General features: G+C 70.0%; 22 protein-coding genes and 5 pseudogenes. 12 read left to right on the plus strand and 15 right to left on the minus strand.

The features are described from left to right. Window positions 1-99: 99 nt before the first annotated feature. From RLT59_RS15705 to RLT59_RS15725, 5 genes are all read right to left on the minus strand, one after another. On the minus strand, window positions 100-315 hold the full coding sequence (locus RLT59_RS15705; protein ID WP_311303972.1) for a type II toxin-antitoxin system HicB family antitoxin: 216 nt from the start codon (window positions 313-315) through the stop codon (window positions 100-102). Window positions 316-396: 81 nt separating this feature from the next. Then, window positions 397-1,059 carry a helix-turn-helix domain-containing protein gene (locus RLT59_RS15710; RefSeq protein WP_311303973.1) on the minus strand — a complete coding sequence of 221 codons (663 nt, stop codon included), beginning with the start codon at window positions 1,057-1,059 and terminating at the stop codon, window positions 397-399. An 80-nt stretch (window positions 1,060-1,139) separates the two neighbouring features. Beyond that, a complete protein-coding gene (locus RLT59_RS15715) occupies window positions 1,140-1,796 on the minus strand; it encodes a TetR/AcrR family transcriptional regulator (RefSeq protein ID WP_311303974.1) in 657 nt (218 codons plus the stop codon). A gap of 94 nt (window positions 1,797-1,890) precedes the next feature. Next, the gene (locus RLT59_RS15720) at window positions 1,891-2,949 is read right to left on the minus strand and encodes a hypothetical protein (protein ID WP_311303975.1); all 1,059 of its coding nucleotides are present in this window, start codon (window positions 2,947-2,949) and stop codon (window positions 1,891-1,893) included. Window positions 2,950-3,056: 107 nt separating this feature from the next. After that, window positions 3,057-3,455 (minus strand): hypothetical protein, encoded by a 399-nt coding sequence (locus RLT59_RS15725; RefSeq protein WP_311307738.1) that lies wholly within the window; start codon window positions 3,453-3,455, stop codon window positions 3,057-3,059. Window positions 3,456-3,599: 144 nt separating this feature from the next. Between RLT59_RS15725 and RLT59_RS15730 the strand changes: the two genes are divergently transcribed. The 5 genes and pseudogenes from RLT59_RS15730 (at window position 3,600) to RLT59_RS15750 (ending at window position 7,747) form a co-directional block, all read left to right on the plus strand. Further along, window positions 3,600-4,376: a helix-turn-helix domain-containing protein gene (locus RLT59_RS15730; protein ID WP_311307739.1), complete on the plus strand. Its 777-nt coding sequence runs from the start codon at window positions 3,600-3,602 to the stop codon at window positions 4,374-4,376. Continuing rightward, entirely contained in the window at window positions 4,373-4,612 is a 240-nt protein-coding gene (locus tag RLT59_RS15735) for a DUF397 domain-containing protein (protein ID WP_311303976.1), read from the plus strand. Before RLT59_RS15730 ends, RLT59_RS15735 begins: the two co-directional genes overlap by 4 nt. A gap of 4 nt (window positions 4,613-4,616) precedes the next feature. Further along, entirely contained in the window at window positions 4,617-5,234 is a 618-nt protein-coding gene (locus tag RLT59_RS15740; RefSeq protein ID WP_311303977.1) for a hypothetical protein, read from the plus strand. A 69-nt stretch (window positions 5,235-5,303) separates the two neighbouring features. Beyond that, window positions 5,304-6,074: pseudogene (locus RLT59_RS15745) on the plus strand (alpha/beta hydrolase family protein); the annotation flags it as partial. 155 nt (window positions 6,075-6,229) lie between these two features. Next, a complete protein-coding gene (locus RLT59_RS15750) occupies window positions 6,230-7,747 on the plus strand; it encodes an MFS transporter (protein WP_311303978.1) in 1,518 nt (505 codons plus the stop codon). 75 nt (window positions 7,748-7,822) lie between these two features. Here RLT59_RS15750 and RLT59_RS15755 read toward each other — a convergent pair whose 3' ends face one another. Together RLT59_RS15755 and RLT59_RS15760 are read right to left on the minus strand one after the other, a co-directional pair. After that, window positions 7,823-8,671 carry a helix-turn-helix transcriptional regulator gene (locus RLT59_RS15755; RefSeq protein WP_311303979.1) on the minus strand — a complete coding sequence of 283 codons (849 nt, stop codon included), beginning with the start codon at window positions 8,669-8,671 and terminating at the stop codon, window positions 7,823-7,825. Window positions 8,672-8,785: 114 nt separating this feature from the next. Continuing rightward, window positions 8,786-9,692: pseudogene (locus tag RLT59_RS15760) on the minus strand (endonuclease/exonuclease/phosphatase family protein). 251 nt (window positions 9,693-9,943) lie between these two features. On the opposite strand from RLT59_RS15760, the gene RLT59_RS15765 reads away from it, so the two are divergent. Next, window positions 9,944-10,336 carry a tautomerase family protein gene (locus tag RLT59_RS15765; RefSeq protein WP_311303981.1) on the plus strand — a complete coding sequence of 131 codons (393 nt, stop codon included), beginning with the start codon at window positions 9,944-9,946 and terminating at the stop codon, window positions 10,334-10,336. A 113-nt stretch (window positions 10,337-10,449) separates the two neighbouring features. Here RLT59_RS15765 and RLT59_RS15770 read toward each other — a convergent pair whose 3' ends face one another. After that, entirely contained in the window at window positions 10,450-10,632 is a 183-nt protein-coding gene (locus RLT59_RS15770) for a CGNR zinc finger domain-containing protein (RefSeq protein WP_311303982.1), read from the minus strand. 193 nt (window positions 10,633-10,825) lie between these two features. Beyond that, window positions 10,826-11,470, minus strand: coding sequence for a TetR/AcrR family transcriptional regulator (locus RLT59_RS15775; RefSeq protein ID WP_311303983.1), 645 nt, complete (start codon window positions 11,468-11,470; stop codon window positions 10,826-10,828). Window positions 11,471-11,565: 95 nt separating this feature from the next. Between RLT59_RS15775 and RLT59_RS15780 the strand changes: the two are divergent. Continuing rightward, window positions 11,566-12,348, plus strand: a pseudogene (locus RLT59_RS15780) (aldo/keto reductase); the annotation flags it as partial. Between the two features lie 200 nt (window positions 12,349-12,548). On the opposite strand, the gene RLT59_RS15785 reads toward RLT59_RS15780, so the two are convergent. Next, complete coding sequence (locus RLT59_RS15785) at window positions 12,549-13,040, minus strand: hypothetical protein (protein WP_311307740.1); 492 nt, start codon at window positions 13,038-13,040, stop codon at window positions 12,549-12,551. Between the two features lie 279 nt (window positions 13,041-13,319). Beyond that, window positions 13,320-14,333: pseudogene (locus RLT59_RS15790) on the minus strand (FAD-dependent monooxygenase); the annotation flags it as partial. Between RLT59_RS15790 and RLT59_RS15795 the strand changes: the two are divergent. Continuing rightward, a pseudogene (locus RLT59_RS15795) lies at window positions 14,275-15,030 on the plus strand (ATP-binding cassette domain-containing protein); the annotation flags it as partial. The pseudogenes RLT59_RS15790 and RLT59_RS15795 sit on opposite strands and share 59 nt — an antisense overlap. A 31-nt stretch (window positions 15,031-15,061) precedes the next feature. Here RLT59_RS15795 and RLT59_RS15800 read toward each other — a convergent pair. Further along, the gene (locus RLT59_RS15800) at window positions 15,062-15,397 is read right to left on the minus strand and encodes a hypothetical protein (RefSeq protein ID WP_311303984.1); all 336 of its coding nucleotides are present in this window, start codon (window positions 15,395-15,397) and stop codon (window positions 15,062-15,064) included. Window positions 15,398-15,649: 252 nt separating this feature from the next. Here RLT59_RS15800 and pip point away from each other — a divergent pair, with 252 nt between their 5' ends. Both pip and RLT59_RS15810 read left to right on the plus strand, forming a co-directional pair. Beyond that, entirely contained in the window at window positions 15,650-16,627 is a 978-nt protein-coding gene (pip, locus tag RLT59_RS15805; protein WP_311303985.1) for a prolyl aminopeptidase, read from the plus strand. Window positions 16,628-16,710: 83 nt separating this feature from the next. Next, window positions 16,711-17,706, plus strand: coding sequence for an aldo/keto reductase (locus RLT59_RS15810; RefSeq protein ID WP_311303986.1), 996 nt, complete (start codon window positions 16,711-16,713; stop codon window positions 17,704-17,706). 244 nt (window positions 17,707-17,950) lie between these two features. On the opposite strand, the gene RLT59_RS15815 is transcribed toward RLT59_RS15810, so the two are convergent. Both RLT59_RS15815 and RLT59_RS15820 read right to left on the minus strand, forming a co-directional pair. Then, window positions 17,951-19,285: an MFS transporter gene (locus RLT59_RS15815; protein WP_311303987.1), complete on the minus strand. Its 1,335-nt coding sequence runs from the start codon at window positions 19,283-19,285 to the stop codon at window positions 17,951-17,953. Between the two features lie 97 nt (window positions 19,286-19,382). Next, the gene (locus RLT59_RS15820; RefSeq protein WP_311303988.1) at window positions 19,383-19,823 is read right to left on the minus strand and encodes a MarR family winged helix-turn-helix transcriptional regulator; all 441 of its coding nucleotides are present in this window, start codon (window positions 19,821-19,823) and stop codon (window positions 19,383-19,385) included. 145 nt (window positions 19,824-19,968) lie between these two features. On the opposite strand from RLT59_RS15820, the gene RLT59_RS15825 reads away from it, so the two are divergent. Then, window positions 19,969-20,175, plus strand: coding sequence for a ribbon-helix-helix protein, CopG family (locus RLT59_RS15825; protein WP_311303989.1), 207 nt, complete (start codon window positions 19,969-19,971; stop codon window positions 20,173-20,175). A gap of 33 nt (window positions 20,176-20,208) precedes the next feature. On the opposite strand, the gene RLT59_RS15830 is transcribed toward RLT59_RS15825, so the two are convergent. Next, the gene (locus RLT59_RS15830) at window positions 20,209-21,663 is read right to left on the minus strand and encodes an NCS2 family permease (RefSeq protein WP_311303990.1); all 1,455 of its coding nucleotides are present in this window, start codon (window positions 21,661-21,663) and stop codon (window positions 20,209-20,211) included. A 185-nt stretch (window positions 21,664-21,848) separates the two neighbouring features. On the opposite strand from RLT59_RS15830, the gene RLT59_RS15835 reads away from it, so the two are divergent. Continuing rightward, the gene (locus tag RLT59_RS15835; RefSeq protein ID WP_311303991.1) at window positions 21,849-22,145 is read left to right on the plus strand and encodes a DUF2530 domain-containing protein; all 297 of its coding nucleotides are present in this window, start codon (window positions 21,849-21,851) and stop codon (window positions 22,143-22,145) included. Window positions 22,146-22,165 lie beyond the last annotated feature (20 nt).

Genomic DNA, 22,165 nt, shown 5'->3' on the forward strand with positions numbered 1-22,165 from the left:
ATTCGGCGTGACTGCCGCGCGTCGACACGTGAGCGAATCCCGCGCGGTCCAGGGCCTTGGCGATCTCGGCTCCCGACAGTCCCGCCGGCACAGCAGGGCTCATGCGACACGAACCTCGACGGGCGCGGTGATCACGTCGATGACCTCTGGAGCCGGGGCGTCCTCGAAATAGAGCTCCAGTGCCTCGCGGAGGTTGTTCAACGCCTCCTCGATGGTCTCGCCCTGGCTGGTGACCTCGACCTGAAGGCAGCGAGCCACATACCACTCGGCTTCGTGCGTGACTGCGGCGGTGAGATGCAGTGCGTGCGATGTCATGGAAAAAGTCTGGCACGCCCACCCGCCACCGTCCTCCGGGTCACGGAAGCCCCGGAGCCCGGCCGGCCGACAATCCCACCCCTACGGCTTTGCCGTCGGCTTCGCCCGTACGTGCATCCGCTCCCCCTGCGGTCCGAACAGGCTGAGGAACTCCACCGGTTCCGGCCCGACGTTGCCCCACCAGTGCGGGGTACGCGTGTCGAACTCCGCCACCTCGCCCGCCTTGAGCACCAGGTCGTGTTCGCCCAGCACCAGCCGCAGCCGCCCCGAGAGCACGTACAGCCACTCGTACCCCTCGTGGACCCGCTGCTCGACCGGCCCCGGCGGGCCCGTCAGTCCCGGCATGACCTGCTTGTACGCGTTCACCCCGCCGATGTGCCGGGTCAGCGGCACGAACGTCATGCCGTGCCGGTTGAACGGGCGGAACGTGACCCTCGGATCACCGGCGTCCGGCGCGCCGACGAGCTCGTCCAGCTGCACCCCGTACGCCTTCGCCAGCGGGAGCAGCAGTTCCAGGGTCGGCTTGCGGCCGCCGGACTCCAGCCTCGACAGCGTGCTGAGCGAGATCCCGGTGGTCTCGCTCAGCTGGGCCAGCGTCGTGCCGCGCTCCGTCCGCAGGGCGCGCAGCCGGGGGCCGACGCCTGTCAGGACGGACGAGAACTCGTCGTCCGCCGAACCGTCCGCCCGCCCGTCCGCCGTGCCGCCGTCTTCCACGCCGTGGTGCTGATGCTGGTGTGCTGCCATTCCTCCATGATGCCTCCGCTTGCCGATCCGGCAACCGGCTTTGTCGGGCGGTGCGGCAGGCTGTACGGCAGGCGGTGCGGTCAGGCGGAGGCGCCGGGTACGGCTCCGGGGCCGATCATGGCCAGCGACATCCGGGTCAGCTCGCTGGTCAGCCAGTCGCGCGGCACCTGGCGCGGGCGGCGTCCGTGGTGGGCGAGGAGCTCGTCGACGGAGTGCGTCAGCACCTGCACGACGACCGTGAGGTCACCGTCCGCCCCATGGCCCCGCTCCGCGGCCCGCTCGGCCTCGCGGGTCAGGAACTCGACCCAGACCGACCGCCACATCGCGAGGTGTTCGTCCATCGCCCGGCTCACCCCGAGCACCTCGACGAACGCCACCCTCGCCGCCTGCGGGTCCCGGGTGACGACCCGCACATAGGCGTCGAAGAGCCTGCGGATGCGCTCCTCCGTCGAACAGGTCTCGATGCCCTCGGACGAGAGCTCCAGCTCGGTCGCACGCATCCCGCCGATCGCCACTTCGTCGTACAGATCGAAGAGCAGCGCCTCACGTGATTCGAACTCGCGGTAAAAATCACGCAGTTGTACGTGAGCCGCGACGCATACATCCTCGACGGAGGTACGGGCGTACCCGTACACGGCGAACAAGGTCCGTCCGGCCGCCATCAGTTGCTCACGGCACCGCACCGGGTCCCTCGTCGCCCGAACTCCGTCCCATTGGTCAACCATGGCATCCACCACCGGTCCTCCTCAGTCCGTCCAGGCCCCTGGGCCCACTCTCCCCGCTCCACCGCGCCAGCGGTGGAACCGCCACACCAGCAAACGGCCGTACACCTCAGCCGGCACCGCCGGACGCGTCCTGCGCGAGGACGGCCGCGACCCGCTCCCGCCAGGGCAACGGCTCGGGCTCCTCGAAGTCATCGCCCCGATCGGGCACGTAGGCGGGCCACTTGGCCGCGTGCGCCCGCCAGGCCGCTTCCTGGGCGCACGGCACGCAGACCGTCTCGTCGCCCTTGGGCCGGAACAGGTGCTCGTGCCTCGACCCCTCGCAGGGGATGAGCAGCCGGGCCGGGGACGGTACGCCTGCGGGCACGGAGGCCTGCGCGCACACCGGCTCCGGAAGCTTCTGCACCAGCCGGTACCGCAGGAACCCCACGGCCGACCGCACCCCGCCCGCAGGCAACTCGCTGACCAGCGCCAACCGCAGCTCCGCCGCCTTCACCCCGCGCCGCAGCCAGTCGGCAGCGGCCTCGGCCAGGCCCCGGGCCTCGCGGACCCCGAGGTGGAGCTGCGGGTTGGCGTGCCGCAGGGAGAGCAGTACGCGCTCGGCCTCGACGACCTCGGCGTCACGCGGCGGAGCGGTTTCGGCATCGGGTTCGCGATCGGGTTCGCTCGCAGGTTCGCTCTCCACGGATTCGATCGAATCCGGAATCGCCTTGGAGGGTGGGTGGGTTGAGTTCTTCTCACGTTCTTCATCCACCGGTAGGTAACCACCGGCCGACCGAGTACCCGGATAACCGACCGCCGGATAGTGACCACTCGGTCCCACCTGCGGTGATTCCGTTCTCGCGTCCCGGAACCTGCGGGCCTCCTCGTCGGAGAGCGACACGTTGCTGACGAGTTGATCGGTCACCCACAGCCCTCCGTCGTTCTGCCGCCGCCACTCGTGCACGAACCCGTCTTCCTTGAGCTGCGCCTTGGCCTTCTGGTACGCACGCCCCTTGATCCCGATCCACTTGGCGTGATCGCTCAACGCCCGCTCGGCCCTGCCCGGGGGCAGCCCCTGCACGTAGGTGATCAAGACCTTCGCGTCGCTGCCGAGGCGCGGATGCCGGATGACGTCATGGGACGCCTTCACATAGCCGTAGGACGGCGAGATAACATGAAAAAGCATTCTCGGTGGGCCTCTAGACCATCGCGGGTGAAGGCCCTCGGCACGGTGTTGGTAGCACCACCGGGGGCCGCCCCATGCGCGGATGCGCACGGAGCGTAATGACGCGGTCACGTTACCTCACAATTCTCGGCCTCCACCACACCGTTGAGCAGGTCGAACAGCAGTTCCGTATCCACGAACGGGACTTCGGCGGTGGGCCGCGAACGCCAGTCCAGCGGATACGTCAGCCCCTCCAGCGCGGGCACCCCGACGAACCCCGCCCCCTCCCGCACCAACGCCTCGGACCCGGCCGGCCACCGGCGGCCGCGAGCAGTGCCGGGCGGCAGCAGGAAGTACATGCTCCGATCCCCGATCCGGGACCTGACGATCGGCCCCGCCTGGAAATCGGTGAACTGCATGATCTCGTAAGCCACTTGCTCGCCCAGGTAGCCGATGATCCGCACGGCGTCGAAGTAGATCCCGGCATGCCGCAGGGCGTGCCCGCTCGCGGGAATCCAGGCAGGCATCAGGTCGGGTGAAGTTTTCGGTTCCATACGTAAAGCGTCGGCACCCACACGTACGGTGACCAGGGACACAAGGCATCTGTGCACTGCTGTGCAGTTTGGGGGTGGGCTGTGCACGCCAGCAAAGGCGGGGGCGGCAACGCAGAGATGTTCGGCGCTCTGTTGCGGCACTATCGCGAACAGGCCGGGCTCTCCCAGGAGGTGTTAGGGCTCAGGATCGGCTTCTCCAAGTCGCAGGTAGCGATGGTGGAACGGGGAGAGCGCCCCCCGAAGGGCGGCTTCACCCCGCAGGCCGACATTGCGGTCGGCGCCCGCGGGGCCTTGGTCGCGGCCGCTGAAAAATTGACGTCCAGCCGTGTGGCTTCCTGGTTCGGCCCGTTCGCCGAGGAGGAAGCGGTGGCCAGGGCCCGGTACGAGTACGAGTCCCACGTCGTGCCTGGGCTTCTGCAAACCGAGGAACACGCACGTGCCCTGTTTCACGGCGCCTGCCCACCCCTTGAAGACGACGAGATCGAGGCATTGGTCGCGGGCCGTCTCGCGCGACAGAGCATGCTGACCCGCAAACCGTTGCCGGACATCAGCTTCGTCCTGGAGCTCAGTCCACTCACGCGCCCGATCGGTGGGCGGGACGTACACCGGAGGCAGCTCCACCACATTCTTGAGGTCAGTCGGCTGCGTCACGTGCACATTCAGGTCATGGCGCCACAGCGGGAGACCCACGGAGGCCTGAGCGGTTCCTTCGTTCTGTTGGAGACCGATGACCGGCGGCGACTGGCGTACCTGGAGGTCCAGCGCCAGAACTTCCTGGTAAGCGAACCAGCTGATGTGGCACCGTTGTTCGCCAGATATGGCATTCTGCGGACTCAGGCCCTCGGGCCAGAAGAGTCACGGATCATGATCGAACGGGTAGCACGGGAACTATGAGCGCTGACCTCCGGTGGTTCAAAAGCAGCCACAGCACCGACGAGGGCGGTAACTGCGTAGAGGTCGCCCTCTCCTGGTCCAAGTCCAGCTACAGCGCACCGAACGGCGGCGACTGCGTCGAGGTCGCCACCTGCCCTCACACCGTTCACGTCCGCGACTCCAAGGACATCACCGTCCCCGCCCTCACCCTTTCCCCCGCCGCCTGGTCGGCCTTCATCCAACACACGGTGGTTTAGCGCAATGTCCTGGTTCGACGAACTGCCCGAGGTCATCACGCGAGCCGACTTCGGCTCCCTCGTCGGGCGGCCGCCGCGCAACATCGAACTCATGGCGTCCAGGGGGCTGGCCGCTGATCCCTTGGCCCGTAATCGCAACAAGTTCGTCTGGAGCGAGGAAGCCGCGCTCGACTGGTTCCGTTCGCTCCAGGAGCACGCGGTGATCGTGCCCGCGAGCAAGCAGGTCATGGACGATCTCGCCGCGTACAACGCGTACGTGTGCCCGCTGGACAGCAAGCACGTCGGGCTGGCGCGGCCAAAGATGCTGGTGATGTACCGGCCGGGCGGCACGGGGCTGGTCTTCGGTGTCGATGCCGTGGAGACCGTCAACCAGGAGATCGACGGCACGCGGCCCGCGTCCGCGCAGACGCGTCGGATCACGCGGAACGGCGAGGCCCTGGACAGCAACCCCTTCCCCCGGCCGTGGACCGTCTTCCGGCTCAAGGAAGCCGGGACGATCGGCAAGGTCACACCGGCGGTCCACCAGGGCCGCTATCTGCGCATCGACGACGTCCTGGACGCGTTGACGACCGACCACCTCGCGCTGCCCACGCTCGACGAGGCGTTCCCCGCCCGCAAGTAGGCGGCTGTCGCTGGAGCGGGTGCCGGGTTCTGAGCGGGAGGACTACGCACCGCCCGGAACCAGGAGACTGAGTTTGCCGTGCTCTCGTATGACAAACGTGGTGTTGGCCAGTCATCCGGTGACTGGCGCGCAGCGACCATGGATGACTTGGCGGCTGACGCAGTCGCCGCGCTGGGCTTTCTCCGTGCTCAGCCTGAGGTTCATCCTCGATCGGCGGGCCTTTTTGGGCACAGCGAGGGTGGCTGGGTTGCTCTGCGCGCTTCTGCGGGGCGGGGTGACGTGCCGTGGGTGGTCACCAACAGTTGCCCGGGGGTGAGCCCTGTTGAGCAGGAACGCTACGCCCTCGGCAACCACCTGAAGGGTCTGCATGGTGCGGGGCACCCTGGGGTCCGCAGGACCCTGGACCTGTACGACCAGCTGGCAGAAGCAGGCCGACGCGACGCAGCCTTCGGCACGGCGCGACAGCTCGTCGATGACGCGGGAGCGCCGTCCGGACTCGCCTACTACTGGAGCGACGTGGACGAACGCCTCTGGTCGTTCCTGAAGCGAAAGCAGGACCACGACCCGACTCCGGACCTGCTCCGGCTGCGCTGCCCGCATCTGGCGCTGTTCGGTGGTGCGGACACCACGGTGCCGGTCGACGAGAGCATCCGTATCTTCGCCACAGCCGCCTGCCACTCCGCCCGCCCGCACCGCGCCGCCCTGACCGTGGAGGTGTTCCCGGGCGGTGACCATCGTCTGCGGGCAGCGGACTCAGCGGCCCTCGTTCCCGGATACCTCGACAAGGTGAGCCAGTGGCTCGCAGACCGCGTCAGGCCGTCAACCGGCGGCGGCGGATGAGGGTGCATTGCGGTCCGGCGTTCCGGCCGGGCGCCTCGGTCAGTCCAGCCTGATCCGGGCGGTCACCGGCAGGTGGTCGCTGCCGGTGGAGGACAGAGGGTGCTGATGGCGTCGACCGTTGCCAGAAGCATCACCGCTGTGTGCCACTTGCGGGTATGCGTCAGCCCTGCCTGCATCTGACAGATGTACCTTCACCAGGGCGCTGGTTGGGGGGCGTGGGCCATTACATCGTGGTCGGCATGAGCGATACCACGCAGATTTCCCTCGGCGCACGCGGGTGGATGGTTCTACTGACCTTGTGCGGCGCCACCTTCATGACCGGACTCGACTACTCGATCATCACCGTGGCCCTGCCGGAGATCGGCAGCAGCCTCGGCTTTGCCAGCCCCGATGCCCTGCAATGGGTGGTTACCGGCTGCCTGCTGCCCACGGCTGCTTTGATGCCCCTGTTCGGGAGACTCTCGGACATCACCGGCCGGCGACGGCTGTTCATCGCCGGGGTGTGCACGTTCACGGGCTTCTCGCTCCTCGCCGGACTCGCCCCTGGGGCTGCCCTCCTCATCACCGCACGAGTCGGCCAAGGCATCGCAGCCGCAGCGATCGGGCCCACAGCACTGGCCCTGATGACGGCTGCCTTCCCCGAGGGGCCTCAACGTACGCGGGCGCTGGGCGTCAACGGCGCACTGCTGTCGCTCGGCTTCGTCATCGGCACCATCGGCGGCGGCGTCGTCACCAGCGGCCTGAACTGGCGGTGGACCATGCTCATCCTCTTCGGTATCGGTCTGCTCGTTCTTGTCGGTGCGGTCACGGTTATGCAGGACACCCGGCACAGCCGGACAACCCGCCTCGACGTACCTGGGGCCGTCTTGGCCAGCGGCGGCCTCTTCGCCTTCGTCTACGGGATCACCACCGGCAACACCAGCGGCTGGCTCAGCGTGCCCACCCTGACCGCGTTGATCGGCGCTGCGGTTCTGCTCGGTGGATTCCTCGCCGCCGAGGCGCGTCACCTGGAGCCGCTCGTGCCGCTGCACCTGCTGCGTCGTACGACGGTGAAGTGGGGCATGACGACAGGCCTGGTCACCTTCGGGATGTGCGGAGGAGCAACGCTGCTGCTGAGCATCTACATGCAGCAGGTCGTGGGGTGGACCGCACTGCAGACCGGCCTCGGTTTCGCCGCCGAGGGCGTCGCCGCCCTGGCTGCGGGCAGCGTGGCCGCACGGTGGATCAGCGCCCGCGGCGCGGCCTTCGCGATCACGCTCGGTCTCACGGTCCAGGGGCTGGGCACCATGCTGATGGCGCTGTTGCCCGCGGACGGCAATCTCACCCTGTTGCTCGGGAGCTCGGCGGCCATGGGCTTCGGGCATGTGCTGACCGTCGTGGCCGTCGTCACCACCATCACATCCGGTCTCGACGAGTCCGACCAAGGCGTCGCTGGAAGCCTGGCACAGATGCCGACCTTCATCGGGTCGATTGGCGTGGCCGGGCTCAGCGCCGTCGTCGCGGCCCGCTCCGCGGCCTTGGCTCCCACCACCACCCGAACACTGGCAACACTCGGTGGACTGCACACGGCCTTCCTGGTGGCGGGAGCGGTCGCCCTGACCGGCGCGCTCCTCGGCGGGAGGGCCTTGCGCCGCGCTCCCGCAGGCCTGCCGACAGACGTAATGGCGACCTGAATCCGCCGCCCTCATACGATCTGAGCGGGCGCCCTTCCCTATGCCCGGGGAGTGGCGCCGCCCAGCAGTATCGGCCTACACCGCGGAGCCGGACGTCAGCTCCGCCAGCCGCCGGAGCCGACCCTGCGAAACCGACCCCGGCTCTGCCTGCAACACGGACACGCCCTGTCCGTCATCGTCTGGGGGGCGCAGCAGTTCTGCAGCCAGGATCATGGCACCCACCTGGGGATGCCGGTACTCCCGCGTGATGGTGGCGCAGTTGCTCACCGGATGCTCGGCCCACAGGTCGCGGAACTCCGGACTGCGCTCCTTCAGTTCATCGATCAGGGACCGCAGTTGCTCGTCGCCCGGGAAGTTGCTCACAGAGACCTGCAGGTAGGCGATGTCGTCCCGTGCCTTTGCGGCCCAGTCGCCGTACAGGGCTCGGGCAAATGCGAGTTCAAGGAAGTCGATGCGAACGAAATTGGGCGGGCGGCCTGCTGGCGCGAAGGGCCAGTGCGGTGCCAACAGGGCATGCGCGAGCGGGTTCCAGGCGAGGATGTCGCCGCGGCGGCCGACGGCGATGGCGGGAGCGTCGGTGAACGCCTTGACCATGTGGGTGAGACCCGGGCGTAGCACTTCGGCCGGGGCTGGATCCTGTGCCTGGGGGATGCGCGCCAGCCGGTGCATGTGGCGCCGCTCATCAGCATCCAGACGGAGCGTGCGAGCCAGAGCGTCCAAGACTTCATCTGAAACGTTCGGTGCCTGCCCCTGTTCCAGCCGGATGTAGTAGCCGATACTCACTCCGGCCAGCGGAGCCAGCTCCTCGCGCCGGAGCCCAGCTACCCGGCGACGGCGAACACCGCCAGGCAGGCCCAACTCTTCGGGCTGCAGACGAGCCCTTCGTGACTTTAGAAACTCACCCAGTGCAGACGAGGGGTACATCCCTCCACCTTGGCATGCAGCTGGCACCCCGAAGATCTGGAGGCCCAACTTCGGGGCTGAGGTCGGAAGGAGCTCGATGCGCCCTCTTGCGGTGCCTGCACCGGCCGGGGCCCCTCAGTCCAGGTTGATCCGGGCGGTCACCGGCAGGTGGTCGCTGCCGGTGGAGGACAGGGTGCTGATGGCGTCGACCGTTGCCGAGCGGGCCATGACCTGATCGATCCGGGCCAGGGGCAGGGAGGCGGGGAAGCTGAAGGCGAACCCGCGCTCGGCCACGTTCAGCCGTGAGGTGAGCGGGGACAGGCCCCGGTCCTCGACCGTGCCGTTGAGGTCACCCATGAGGATCACCTTCTCGGTCTTCTCGGCGGCCAGGTGGCGGCCCAGCAGAGCGGCGCTCTCGTCCCGCAGGGAGGAGGCGAGTCCGCCGGCCCGGATGCGGATCGAGGGCAGGTGCGCGACATACGCCGCGACGTCACCGTGCGGGGTGCGGGCGACCGTGCGCAGCCCCCGGTTCCAGCCCTCCTCGATGCCGTCGGGCCTGATGTCCACCAGACGAGTGCCGGAGAGCGGGTACTTGGACCAGAGCCCGACCGTGCCCCGGACCGCGTGGAACGGGTAGTCCGGGGCAAGGGCCTTCTCGTACTCCGGCAGCGCGGCCGGCACCAGCTCCTCCAGCGCGATGAGATCGGGACCGGCACCGGCCAGGGTGCGTGCCGTGCCCGCCGGGTCGGCGTTCACGTCGCTGACGTTGTGCTGCACCACCACCAGCCCCCGCGCACCGGCCTGCGCCCCGGGCCCGAGCAGCCCGCCGAAGAGGTACGTCCAGACGGCGACCGGCAGGAGCAGCGCCAGCAGGGCGGTGGCGGAGCGGCGCAGCAGCGCCAGTACGAGCAGGAGGACGACGACCACGCTGAGCCAGGGCAGGAACGCCTCCAGCAGACTCCCCAGGTGTCCGGGGGGGGTTGGGCACCTGCCCGTGGAACGCCAGCAGCCCGCCCGTCAGCACCGCGAGGACGGCGAGCACCCGCCCCCGCGCCGGAAGAGGCGGCAACCGGGATGCCGCCGCTCCCTCCCCCGTCGCTGTCGGCGTCCTACCGCTGTCCACGCGCTCCACCATGTGTTTCCGTCCGCTCGGTCCTGCCTTTCAGGACGAGTGGACGGCCTCATCAGTTTCAGCGGCCGCCGGCGCGGCCCTCCCCGGGTACGAAGAGAACGACTGTACCTACTAGTACGTATAGTCGTGGTGTCACGTCGCCGCTCGCACCTGGAGGCCCCATGCCGCTTGTCCGGATCGACGCCCTGGGCTGCGATGTCCAGCGGCTGGAGGCATTGGGGCGGGCCGTCCAAGAGGCGCTGGGAGCGGCCATGGGCTACCCGGAGGACGACCATTTCCAGATCCTGACCGGGCACGACGGAGAGCGTGGCACCGTGCGCCACGGCACCTACCTCGGCGTACAGCGGGACGACGGCATCGGGTACGTGGCCATCACGCTGCGGGGCGGCCGGCCACCCGCACAGAAGCGGGCGCTCTATCGCCGCATCGCCGAACTCGCCCAGGAACACGCGGGAACGGAACCTCGCAACGTCTTCGTCACGCTGACCGAGAACACCGATGCCGACTGGTCGCTCGGCAACGGCGAAGCCCAGTTCCTCGACGACAGGCCGTAGAGCCCTTCGTCCGGATCATGCCGGACTCGCGGGCCCCGTCCGCCGCACCGTCATGACGGCACCTGTGCGCAGGACGCGTCCTTGATGCGGTTGCGGTAGGCGCGCTGCGCCGCCTACGAGCCGCACGCGGTGCCGCAGTACAGGCCGGAGGTGTTGCGGGTCCGGTCGAAGAAGGCCGAGTAGCAGGTGGGATTCTTGCAGATCTTCATCCGCAGCCAGGCGCCGCGTGCGGCCAGGTCCGAGGCGGCGGCCAGGAGTCCGGCGAACGCGCCGAGCACCCCGGACTGGGCGGGCACCGGGCGGCAGCCCTCCGCGGTGACCCTGAGGGCGAGCGGATAGCGCTCCGCGACGCGCGCCAGGTACTGCTCGGCCTCCGGCAGCCGGTCCGCGCTGCCCTACGCCTTCGTGGACTCGCTCCAGTCCCGGCTGAACGCCGAGGTGCGGAACAAGCGTCCCGGGTATTACGCGGGCTGAAGCGGTCTTCGCCGGTCAGCGCGGCGGTGGCGGCCGCAGGGCGTCCATGACGAGGTCGATCAGCCGTCCGGTCTGCTCGGAGGTGTGCGCGGCGGCGCCCGCGAGGAAGATCCCCAGCAGCATCACGGTCACGTCGTCCGGCTCGACGTCGGCGCGGAGCGCACCGGCGTCCGCTCCCGTCCCCGCCTCGGCCCCTGCGGTGAGGATCGTGGCTATGGCGGCGGTGATGCGCTCACGGGTGGCGGACGTGGCGATCCGGCCGGAGGCCCAGCCCGCGCGGAGCGTGTCCGCCATGCCGCGCTTCGTCGCGATGAACGCGGCGTACCGCTCGATCCAGGCCCGGAGCGCCGCGTCCGGCGGGAGCTCCCGGAGCAGGGCGGGGGCGCTGGCGGCGACATCGTCGAGTTCGGCCGCGTACACGGCCTCGACCAGGGCCTCACGGGTCGGGAAGTGCCGGTACAGCGTGCCGATGCCGACACCGGCATCGCGGGCGATGCCTTCGAGCGAGACCGTGCCGTCGGCCGAGGCGAAGGCGGCCCCGGCGACCCGGACGAGCTTGTCCCGGTTGCGCTGCGCGTCGGCGCGGGGGGTGCGTGGCTTCTTCCCGGAGCCTGGGCCGGGAGGTGTCGGACCTGGGGGTACCGGGTCGGTGGATGTCAAAACGGAGGCACCTCCGATAAGAGCGCTACAGTCGATTAGGCGGAGGGTCCTCCGGTTCTCCGCTTCTCCATCGTCTCATGAGGACGGAATCTCCCATGACCGCGAACAACTCCCCCTCCTCCCCCTCTCCGCAGCTCACGGCCACCGGCGCCCCGCGCGCCGGAGGCGCCGGGACGATCGGGGACCTCACCGTCTCCCGCATCGGATACGGCGCGATGCAGCTGGAGCGGCTGCGCGACGACCGTGACGCGGCGATCGCACTCCTGCGCCGCGTGGTCGAACTGGGCGTCGACCACATCGACACGGCCCAGTTCTACGGCAACGGATTCGTCAACGGGATCATCCGCGACGCGCTCCGCCCCGAGGACGGCGTCGTGATCGTCAGCAAGGTCGGCGCGGCCCCCGACCCGGACGGCCCCTTCCCGATGCGTGCCGCCCAGCGGCCCGAGGAGCTGCGGGCCGGCGTAGAGGCCAACCTCACGTCCCTCGGCCTCGACCGCATCCCGGTGGTGAACCTGCGCCGCCTGGACACCCAGCCGGGGCTGCGGGCCGAGGGCGACCAGGTGGTCGACCTCGACGACCAGCTCGCCGAGATGACCGCGCTGCGGGACGAAGGCAAGATCGGCGCGATCGGCCTGAGCGCCGTCACGCTGGACGGGGTGCGCCGGGCCCTGCCCGCCGGGATCGTCTGCGTCCAGAACCTGTACAGCCTGGTGACGCGCGACGACGAGGAGATGCTGCGGCTCTGCACGGAGGAGCAGATCGCCTGGGTGCCGTTCTTCCCGCTCGGAGGCGCCTTCCCCCAGTTCCCGAAGGTGACCGAAGAGCCTGCTGTCACCGGCCTCGCGGAGACTCTCGGCCGCACCCCCGCGCCGGTGCTGCGGGCTCCGCAGGCACCGGCGGCACCGTCCAGCGGTGAACGCGCGGACGTCCGCGCCACCGACCGTAGACGAAGTGCGCGACACCGGCACGGGCCGCCGCCTCCGCGACCGCCTTGCCGCAAGCCGGGAGAGGCCGAAGGGCCAGGGCGCGGACGCGGCCCGGTGACTCCGCCCCGGCGGTCCGTTCAGCGTTCCGTTCAGCGCTCCGGGAACCGCTCCCCGCACTCGGCGCAGAACTTCGGCGCCGGCTCCCGCGACATCCGGCCGCACTCCGGGCACACCCGGTCCAGGGAGCACGGCGCCTCGCCGCCCTCGTGCGCGGGCACCGTCGGCTTGATGGCCAGGCCGGGGCGGCGGCGGTGGACCGTGAGGTAGGCGAGACCGTCCGGGCCCGCGGCCAGCGCGCGCCGCGAGGTGCGCGGGAGCCAGGTGACCGTCGTCGGGGTCAGCTCCAGCGGTGTGCCGCCCCCGCCGGGAGCGAGGCGGCCGCTGCCCGCGAGGACCACCAAGAGGACGTCGAGCACGTCCTCCTGGTGCTCACCCACCTCGGCACCGGGCGGGAGGCGCACCAGGTTGGCGTCCAACTCGCGCCCCGGCTGGGCCAGTTGCCAGAGCGCTCCCCGGTCCTCCGGGGCGGCGCCGGTGAGCAGGTCGTCGAGTACGGCCAGTACCTCGGGAGTCGCGTTCACGGCTCCCACGCTACGCCGACGGCGCGTCAGGCCGGCTGGGCCTGCGGTTCCCGGGCCGGGAGCACGCTGCGGCCCGTCTCGTGGGCGTAGAGCAGCGTGCGGTCCTTGAGCGCGGCGTGCACCGCCATGTGCGCGTCGCGGCGGCGCTGGGCCGGGCCGTCCGGGAGGTGCAGTACGCCCGCGTTGCCGCGCGAGCCGCGCTGGATCTCGGCGGTGCGGGGGTACCCGCAGCGACTCGTAACGTGCCAGCCGGCCGGGGATGCCGTGAGGTGCGGGGCCGGTGAGGCAGGACGCCAGGTCCATCGCGTCCTCGATCGCCTGGTTCGCGCCCTGGGCCATGAAGGGCAGCATGGGGTGCGCGGCGTCCCCGAGCAGTGTGATCCGGCCGCTGGACCAGGTGCGCAGCGGCGGCCGGTCGTGCAGAGCCCACTGGTGGGTGCTCTCCACGGCGTCGACGACGTGCGAGACGAGCCCCGTCCAGTGGCCGAACGCCGCGCGCAGCGCCTCCGGGTCGCCCGGCCGGGACCAGGACTCACGCGCCGGGGCGCCCGTGGTGACCGGGACGGTCGCCGCGTAGCTCAGGTACTCGCCGGAGGCGACCGGATAGCAGACGAAGTGCCCGCCGGGCCCCAGCCAGAGGCGGACCAGCGGCTTCTCCGCACCGGCCGGCAGCGCGTCGACCGGCACCAGACCCCGGTAGATGCCCAGCCCGGAGAAGACCGGCTCGTCGCACAGGAACGTCTCGCGGACCGTGGAGTGGATGCCGTCCGCGCCGACCACGACGTCCGCCGCCGTCTCGGTGCCGTCCGCGAAGGTCAGCCGCACGGAGCCGTCCGGCCCTTCGTCGCCGCCCGACTGCGTGGCCGAGACCAGCCGCTGTCCCAGCCCCAGCCGGTCCCGGTCGACGAGCGACAGCAGGGCGTCGTGCAGATGCGCCCGGTGGATGGTCAGGTACGGGGCGGCGAACATCCGCTCGCACGCGTCGCCGAGCGGTGTCCGGGCGATGGGCCGGCCGCTCCAGCCGCGTACCTCCATCGCCTCGATCCGGACCGCGTGCTCGCGCAGCGCGGGACCGAGGCCGAGGCGGAGCAGCGGACGGATCGCGTTGGGCGAGAGCTGGACGCCCGCGCCGACCTCCGCGAGCTGCCGGGTCTGCTCGTGGATCACGTACGGCATGTCGTTCGCGGCGAGCGCGCCCGCCAGGGCCAGCCCGCCGATTCCCGCCCCGACGACGGTCGTTCGAGGCGTCTGCGCATCCTTGTCTTTCCCGAACCGCACGTCTGGGACCACCACGATGGAGATCCTTGAGGGATTCCGGGAACGCGACGGCGGCAGCGTCCAGGTGCTCGGCCGGGACCCGGGCCGGAAGGCGGACGGGCGCTGGCTGCGCGGGCAGATCGGGCTCGTGCTCCAGGACATCGCAATCGAGCCGTATCTGACGGTGCGCGAGTCCGTCGCCCGCAACGCCGGCTACTACCCGGCGCCGCGCGGCACCGACGAGGTCATCGACCTGGTGGGGCTCGGCGAGAAGCGCGACGCGAAGGTCAAGGACCTGTCCGGCGGGCAGAAGCGGCGGCTCGACCTCGCCCTCGGCGTCATCGGTGACCCCCAGCTGCTCTTCCTGGACGAGCCCACCACCGGTTTCGACCCCAACGCCCGGCGCGGCGCCTGGGATGTCGTACGGAATCTGCGGGACGCCGGTACGACGGTGGTGCTCGCCATGCGGGCCCTGTTCGAGGCGTACTGGGAGCACGCCAGCCCGCTGAACGGCCCCGGCCACCCGGGCGAGGCCCTGGCCTGCGGCCTCACTCCGCAGGAGCGCAAACTCCTCCAGCTCCTGGCCACCGGTCTCACCGACGCCGCGGTGGCACGGGCACTGGGCATCGGGGTCCGTACCGAACGGCGCCTCATGGCCGAGCTGATGGAACGGCTCAGCGCGTCCAGCCGGTTCGAGGCCGGGGTGCAGGCGACGCGTCGGCAGTGGATCTGACGCGCGGCGCCCGCCGCACCGCCGGGGTGCTTCACGACGCGGCCGGCGGAGCGGGCCAGACGAAGTCGTCCGGCGTGCGCGAACCGCCGCCGGCCCCGTGTCCCGGAACGACCTGCCACACGAAGTCACCCGGCGTCCACTGGTCGCCCGCTCCGTCGTGCCCCGGCGCGACCGGCCAGACGAAGTCGTCCGGGGTACGCGGGTTGCCGCCGGGAGCCATCGCCCACACGAAGTCGAAGGTGCTGCTGTGCGCCGTCTCCACACCTGCGGCCTGAGCGGGAGCCGCCCAGGCGAGGGCTCCCAGAACACCGGCGGCAAGGGTGGTGACGACGGCGGTACAACGAGTGGCGCGCGCAGCTCGGTTCATGGCTGGTCTCCATTCCAGGCGTGACTGGTTACCGGATCGGCGGTGCTTCTGGAGCCAGTGGTGCTCGGTAGCTCCCCCGGGCCGTTTCGCGATTTCCGCGTTCCGGCCGCTGAGATGAGATAACCACCGGCGCGGGCCGGCTGTCCGCATCCCGTGAGGCCAGGAAGCTGCCTGGCAGGGAGTTGCCCGAGCACGGCCCTTAGGCTGGCCACCCTTCGCACAGCACACCGCCGGACCGAGGGAGACACCGCCATGCACCGCCGCCCGGACGAGAAGTACCCGCCGATCGAGCCGTACGAGCAGGGGATGCTCGACGTCGGGGACGGCAACCTCGTCTACTGGGAGGCGTGCGGCAACCCGGCGGGCAAGCCCGCCCTCGTGGTGCACGGCGGACCGGGCTCGGGGTGCACGGAGCGGCCCCGGCAGTACTTCGACCCGGACCGCTACCGGGTGATCCTCTTCGACCAGCGGGGCTGCGGCCGCTCCACCCCGCACGCGAGCGACCCGGCCACAGACCTGAGGTCCAACACGACGGACCGGTTGATCGCGGACATGGAACGGCTGCGCGTTTGGCTGGGCATCGACACCTGGCTGCTGTACGGGGGTTCCTGGGGCTCGACGCTGATCCTCGCGTACGCGGAGCAGCACCCGGAGCGGGTCAGCGAGATCGTGATCCCGGCCGTCACCACGACCCGCCGCTCCGAGATCGACTGGCTCTACCGGGGCGCGGGGAACATCTTCCCCGAGGCCTGGGACGTCTTCCGGGCGGGGGTCCCGGAGGCCGCGAGCGACGCGACCCCCGACGTGCTCGCCGCGTACGCCCGGCGCACGGAGAGCCCGGACCCGGAGGTACGGGCGCGCGCGACCGCCGACTGGTGCGCCTGGGAGGACGCGGTGCTCTCCCAGGAGGCGTACACCGGACCTCCGCCGTACAGCGGCCGGCCCGCCCGCGCGCAGCAGGCGCTCGTCCGGATCTGCGCGCACTACTTCTCGCACGGCGCCTGGCTGGAGGAGGGGCAGCTGATCCGCGACGCCGGACGGCTGGCGGGAATCCCGGGCGTCCTGGTGCACGGCCGGTTCGACCTGGGCGGGCCGCTGATCACCGCGTGGGAGCTGGCGAAGGCGTGGCCGGACGCGGAACTGACCGTGATCGACGACGCGGGGCATCTCGGCGGGGCGGCGACGAGCCGGGCGGTACTCGCGGCGCTGGACCGGTTCGCGGGCGGGTAGGGCTTCGTCCGGGTCGCGCCCCACCGCACCGCGCCGGATTCCGCCCTTGCTTCGAGCGGACTCCAAGGCGTTGGCTTGGGCTCATGAAGTACACGCAGCTCGGACGCACCGGACTCAAAGTCAGCCGCCTCGTCCTGGGGACGATGAACTTCGGCCCCCAGACCAACGAGAGCGACAGCCACGCACTCATGGACGCCGCCCTGGACGCGGGTGTCAATTTCTTCGACACCGCGAACGTCTACGGCTGGGGCGAGAACAAGGGCCGCACCGAGGAGATCCTCGGCACCTGGTTCGCCCAGGGCGGCGGCCGCCGCGACAAGGTCGTCCTCGCCACCAAGGTCTACGGCAACATGGCCGCCGACGGCGAGGCCTGGCCCAACCACGACAAGCTCTCGGCGCTCAACATCCGCCGGGCCGTGGATGCCAGCCTGAAGCGGCTGCAGACCGACCACATCGACCTGTACCAGTTCCACCACGTCGACCGGTCCACCCCCATCGAGGAGATCTGGCAGGCCATCGACGTACTGATCCAGCAGGGCAAGATCCTCTATGCGGGCTCGTCCAACTTCGCCGGTTACAAGATCGCGCAGGCCAACGAGGTCGCCAGGCAGCGCGGCAGCTACGGACTGGTCAGCGAGCAGTGCATCTACAACCTGATGGAGCGGGGGGCCGAGATGGAGGTCATCCCGGCCGCCCAGGAGTACGGGCTCGGCGTCATCCCGTGGTCGCCGCTGCACGGCGGCCTGCTCGGCGGCGCCATCCGCAAGGAGCGCGACGGCGGCGGCGCCCGGTCCACCTCCGGCCGCTCCGGCGAGGCGCTCGCGGACCCGAAGGTGCGGGCGCAGGTCCAGGCGTACGAGGACCTGCTGGAGAAGCACGGCCTGGAGCCCGGCGAGGCCGGTCTGGCCTGGCTGCTGACCCGGCCCGGCGTCACGGGGCCGATCTCGGGTCCGCGCACCCGCGAGCAGCTCGACTCCGCGCTGCGCGCGGTGGAGCTGGAGCTGTCGGACGAGGTGCTGACGGCCCTGGACGAGATCTTCCCGGGTCCGGGTCCGTCGCCGGAGAACTTCGCCTGGTAGGAACCGGCGTCCGCGCGGCCGCCCACCCCGGGCTCATCAGCCGAGGGCGGCCGCCGCCGCGACGACGACGAACATGAGCACGAGCACGGCCGCCATAATGCGGTTTCGGGTCTTGGGGTCCACCCGATGAGCGTAACCGCCCCGCCCGGCGTTCCATGTCCCGGCCTCCGTGCGTCCTACGCGATACGGCCCCGGTACCGGGTCTCCCCGGTGGGGGCCGTGATCGTGTGTGGACGGACGAGCCTCAGGCCGCCGTCGCCAGCTGCTCGCGCGGGACGAACCGTACGTGCGGGCGGCCCGGTCGCAGGTCGACCTTGAGGCGCAGGCCGCCGACGCGGGCCAGCATGAAGCCGACGCCGAGCGCGGCCACCAGCGAGAACACGCCGCCGACCGCCATTCCGGTCCGGACGCCGTACGTGTCGCTGATCCAGCCGACGATCGGGGCGCCCACCGGCGTACCGCCGGCGAAGACCATCATGTACAGGCTCATCACCCGGCCGCGCATGGCCGGGTCCGCGGCCATCTGGACGCTGGTGTTCGCGCTGATGTTGGTCGTCAGACCGATCATGCCGATCGGGACCAGCAGGATCGAGAACATCCAGACGGACGGCGACATGGAGGCGATGACCTCCAGCAGGCCGAACAACGTACCCGCCGCCACCAGCATCCGCAGCCGCGAGGAGCGGCGCCGGGCGGCGAGGAGGGCACCGGCGAGGGAGCCTGCCGCCATCAGGATGTTGAAGAACGAGTACATCCCGGCGCCGCCGTGGAAGACCTCGTCCGCGAAGGCCGTCAGCCAGATCGGGAAGTTGAACCCGAACGTGCCGACGAAGCCGACCAGCACGATCGGCCAGATCAGCTCCGGGCGGCCGGAGACGTAACGCAGCCCTTCGCGCAGCTGGCCCTTGGCGCGCGGTACGACCACGGCCTTGTGCAGCTCGCTCGTGCGCATCATCATCAGGCCGACGAGCGGCGCGAGGAACGACAGGCCGTTGAACATGAACGCCCAGCCGCTGCCGACCGAGGTGATCAGCACACCCGCGACGGCGGGACCGATGAGCCGGGCGGACTGGAAGTTCGCCGAGTTCAGGCTGACCGCGTTCCGCAGTTGGGCGGGGCCGACCATCTCGGAGACGAACGACTGGCGGGCCGGGTTGTCCACGACCGTGACCATGCCGAGCAGGAACGCGATCAGGTAGACGTGCCACACCTGGACCACACCGGAGAGCGTGAGTATCGCGAGCGCGACACCGCACAGGCCCAGCGCGGCCTGGCTGAAGAGAAGGAGCTTGCGCTTCGGGAGCCGGTCGGCGATGACGCCGCCGTAGAGGCCGAAGAGCAGCATGGGGAGGAACTGGAGTGCCGTGGTGATACCTACGGCGGTGGCGGACCCGGTGAGGCTCAGGACGAGCCAGTCCTGCGTGATGCGGGACATCCAGGTACCGGTGTTGGAGATCACGGCGCCGGTTGCGAACAGGCGGTAGTTACGGATCTTCAGCGACGAGAAGGTCCCGCCGGGCTTGCTCTCGTGGGTGGAATTCGGTGCGGGGGCGGAGTCTGCTCCGGATCCCGTACTCAAAAGGGTTCGCCTCCTCGGGCGTGGACATCGTGCTGACTGACGGGGATGCGGCGGTGGGGGGCGGTGCGCCGGTGATGGTCCGGCCCGGCCCGCTCCGCTACAGGTGGGCGAGCTTCTCCAGCACGGGGGCCGCGTGGCGAAGCGTCTCCCACTCGTCCTCGTCCAGGCCTTCGGCGAGGGTGGTCAGCCAGGCGTTCCGCTTGTTGCGGCTCTCGGCGAGCATGGCCTCGGCCTGCTCGGTCTGGCTGACCATCTTCTGTCGACGGTCATCGGGGTGCGGTTCCAGTCTGGCAAGTCCCTTCGCTTCCAGCAGCGCGACGATGCGGGTCATCGACGGCGGCTGCACATGCTCCTTGCGGGCCAGCTCACCGGGGGTGGCCGAACCGCATCGGGCGAGCGTGCCGAGCACCGACATCTCGGTGGGGCTCAGCGACTCGTCGACGCGCTGGTGCTTGAGGCGCCGGCCGAGCAGCATGACGGCGGAACGAAGGGAGCTCACGGCGGCGGCACTGTCGCTGTCGTGGATCAGGTCAGGCATGTTTGTTAGCGTAACTCATTACCTACCCTAAAGACCACTCGGTGGTACACGCGCGAGACCCGAATCACCAATCGATCACCCAAACGAGTGAGTCAGTTCCGGAAAGTCACGCGTGTCAGGCCCGGGAAACGTAACCCTGCTTGGCATGGGATCGACAGTGCTCAGCCTGCGGATAGACGGTGAGCTGCTCGACCGGCTCAAGCGGCACGCCGCCAGACGCGGAATGAGCGTCCAGGACTACGTGGTCCGGACGCTCATTCGCGATGACTTCGACGAACGCTTCCAGGCGGCCGTCGACGAGACGGAGAAGTTCTACGGAGCGGAAGGGCGGGCGGCCGAGGAGGTCACCTGACCCCCTCGGCCGCCCGCCCGCCGCCGCGACGGATCACGTGAGGCCGAGCGCCGGCATCGCGTAGTAGAAGACGAAGACCGCGGAGACCGCGTACATGGCCACCGGCACCGAGCGACCGCGCCCGGCGGCCAGCCGCAGCACGCAGAACGCGATGAAGCCGACGCCGATGCCGTTGGTGATCGAGTACGTGAACGGCATCATCACCATGGCGAGGAAGGCCGGCATCGAGAGCGTGTAGTCGCTCCAGTCGATGTCCCGGACCGAGCCCGCGATGATCAGGAAGCCCACCGCCAGCAGGGCCGGAGTGGCCGCCTGTGAGGGGACCATGGTCGCCAGTGGTGTCAGGAACAGCGCCGCCGTGAACAGCAGACCCGTCACGATGCTCGCGAAGCCGGTGCGGGCCCCCTCGCCGACGCCCGCCGTGGACTCCACGAAACAGGTGCCCGCGGAGGCGGAGCTCGCACCGCCCGCGGCGACCGCGATGCCGTCGACGAGCAGCACCTTGTTGATGCCGGGGAAGTTGCCGTCCTTGTCCATCAGCTTGGCCTCGTCACCGACGCCGAGGATGGTGCCCATCGCGTCGAAGAAGCAGGACAGCAGCACGGTGAAGACGAACAGGATGCCGGTGAGCACACCGACCTTGTGGAAGCCGCCGAGCAGGCTGACCTCACCGATCAGCCCGAAGTCCGGCGAGGAGACCGGGTTGCCCGGCCACTCCGGAACGGTCAGGCCCCAGGCCTCGCCCGGCAGGTCCGCGATCGCGTCGATGATCAGCGCGACCACCGTCATCGCGACGATGGAGATCAGGATCGCGCCCGGCACCTTGCGGACGATCAGCGCGAGGGTGAGCAGCGCGCCCAGCACGAAGACCAGGACCGGCCAGCCGTTGAGGTGACCGTCGCCGCCGAGCTGGAGCGGGACGGTGGTGTGCGCGACGTCCGGGATGCGCGAGACGAAGCCCGAGTCGACCAGGCCGATCAGCAGGATGAAGAGGCCGATGCCGATCGCGATGCCCTTGCGGAGCGAGGTCGGTACGGCGTTCATCACGCGTTCCCGCAGCCCGGTCGCAACCAGCAGCATGACCACGATGCCCGCGAGGACGACCATGCCCATCGCGTCGGGCCAGCTCATCCGGGGGGCGAGCTGGAGGGCGACGACGGTGTTGACGCCGAGGCCCGCCGCCAGCGCGATCGGCACATTGCCGATGACGCCCATGAGGAGCGTGGAGAACGCGGCGACCAGCACCGTCGCGGTGACCAGCTGGCCACCGTCGAGCTGGTGCCCGTACATGTCCTTCGCGCTGCCCAGGATGATCGGGTTCAGCACGATGATGTACGCCATCGCAAAGAAGGTGGCGAATCCGCCACGGATCTCCCGCGCGACCGAAGAGCCCCGCTCGGAGATCTTGAAGAAACGGTCCAGGCCGCCTGAGGGCTGGGGAGCCGGGGGCGGCACGGCGTCGACCGGGGCGGGGGCCGAGGGGGACATGTAGGACCTCAGTCGTACCTAGAGGGACTCAAAATGGTCAGCTTTGGATGTTCACACGAACAAATCGAGACAGCCGTAAGCAGATTCAGTATGAATACATAAGGCGAAGATCGCTATCTCCGCGCGTAGACCCTTGGGCCGACTGGCCTGGCCGCGCTTATGTACGCGCCGCATACACTGACCGCATGGCGAAGTGGACACCGAAGCACGAGGCACCCGAGCCCCTGGAGGGGCCCGTCGTCGCCACCATCACGGGCGGCACGATCCTCTGGTTCGTCCTCTTCCTGGTCCAGCTCCCGTTCTACGGCTGGTTCGACGACCACGGACACCTGTGGTGGGTGTGGACGTGCCTGGCCGGCGGCGCCCTCGGCCTGATCGGCATCTGGTACGTCCGGGGCCGCGACGCCGCGCTCAAGCGGGCGGCGGCGGAAGCAGTGGCGGCCGACACCGAGACGGCCGGTCAGGACCCGGCCATCGGCTGACCTGTACGACCACGGGACGA

It is taken from the genome of Streptomyces sp. ITFR-6, assembly GCF_031844725.1.
In the GTDB taxonomy this organism is placed as follows: Bacteria; Actinomycetota; Actinomycetes; order Streptomycetales; family Streptomycetaceae; genus Streptomyces.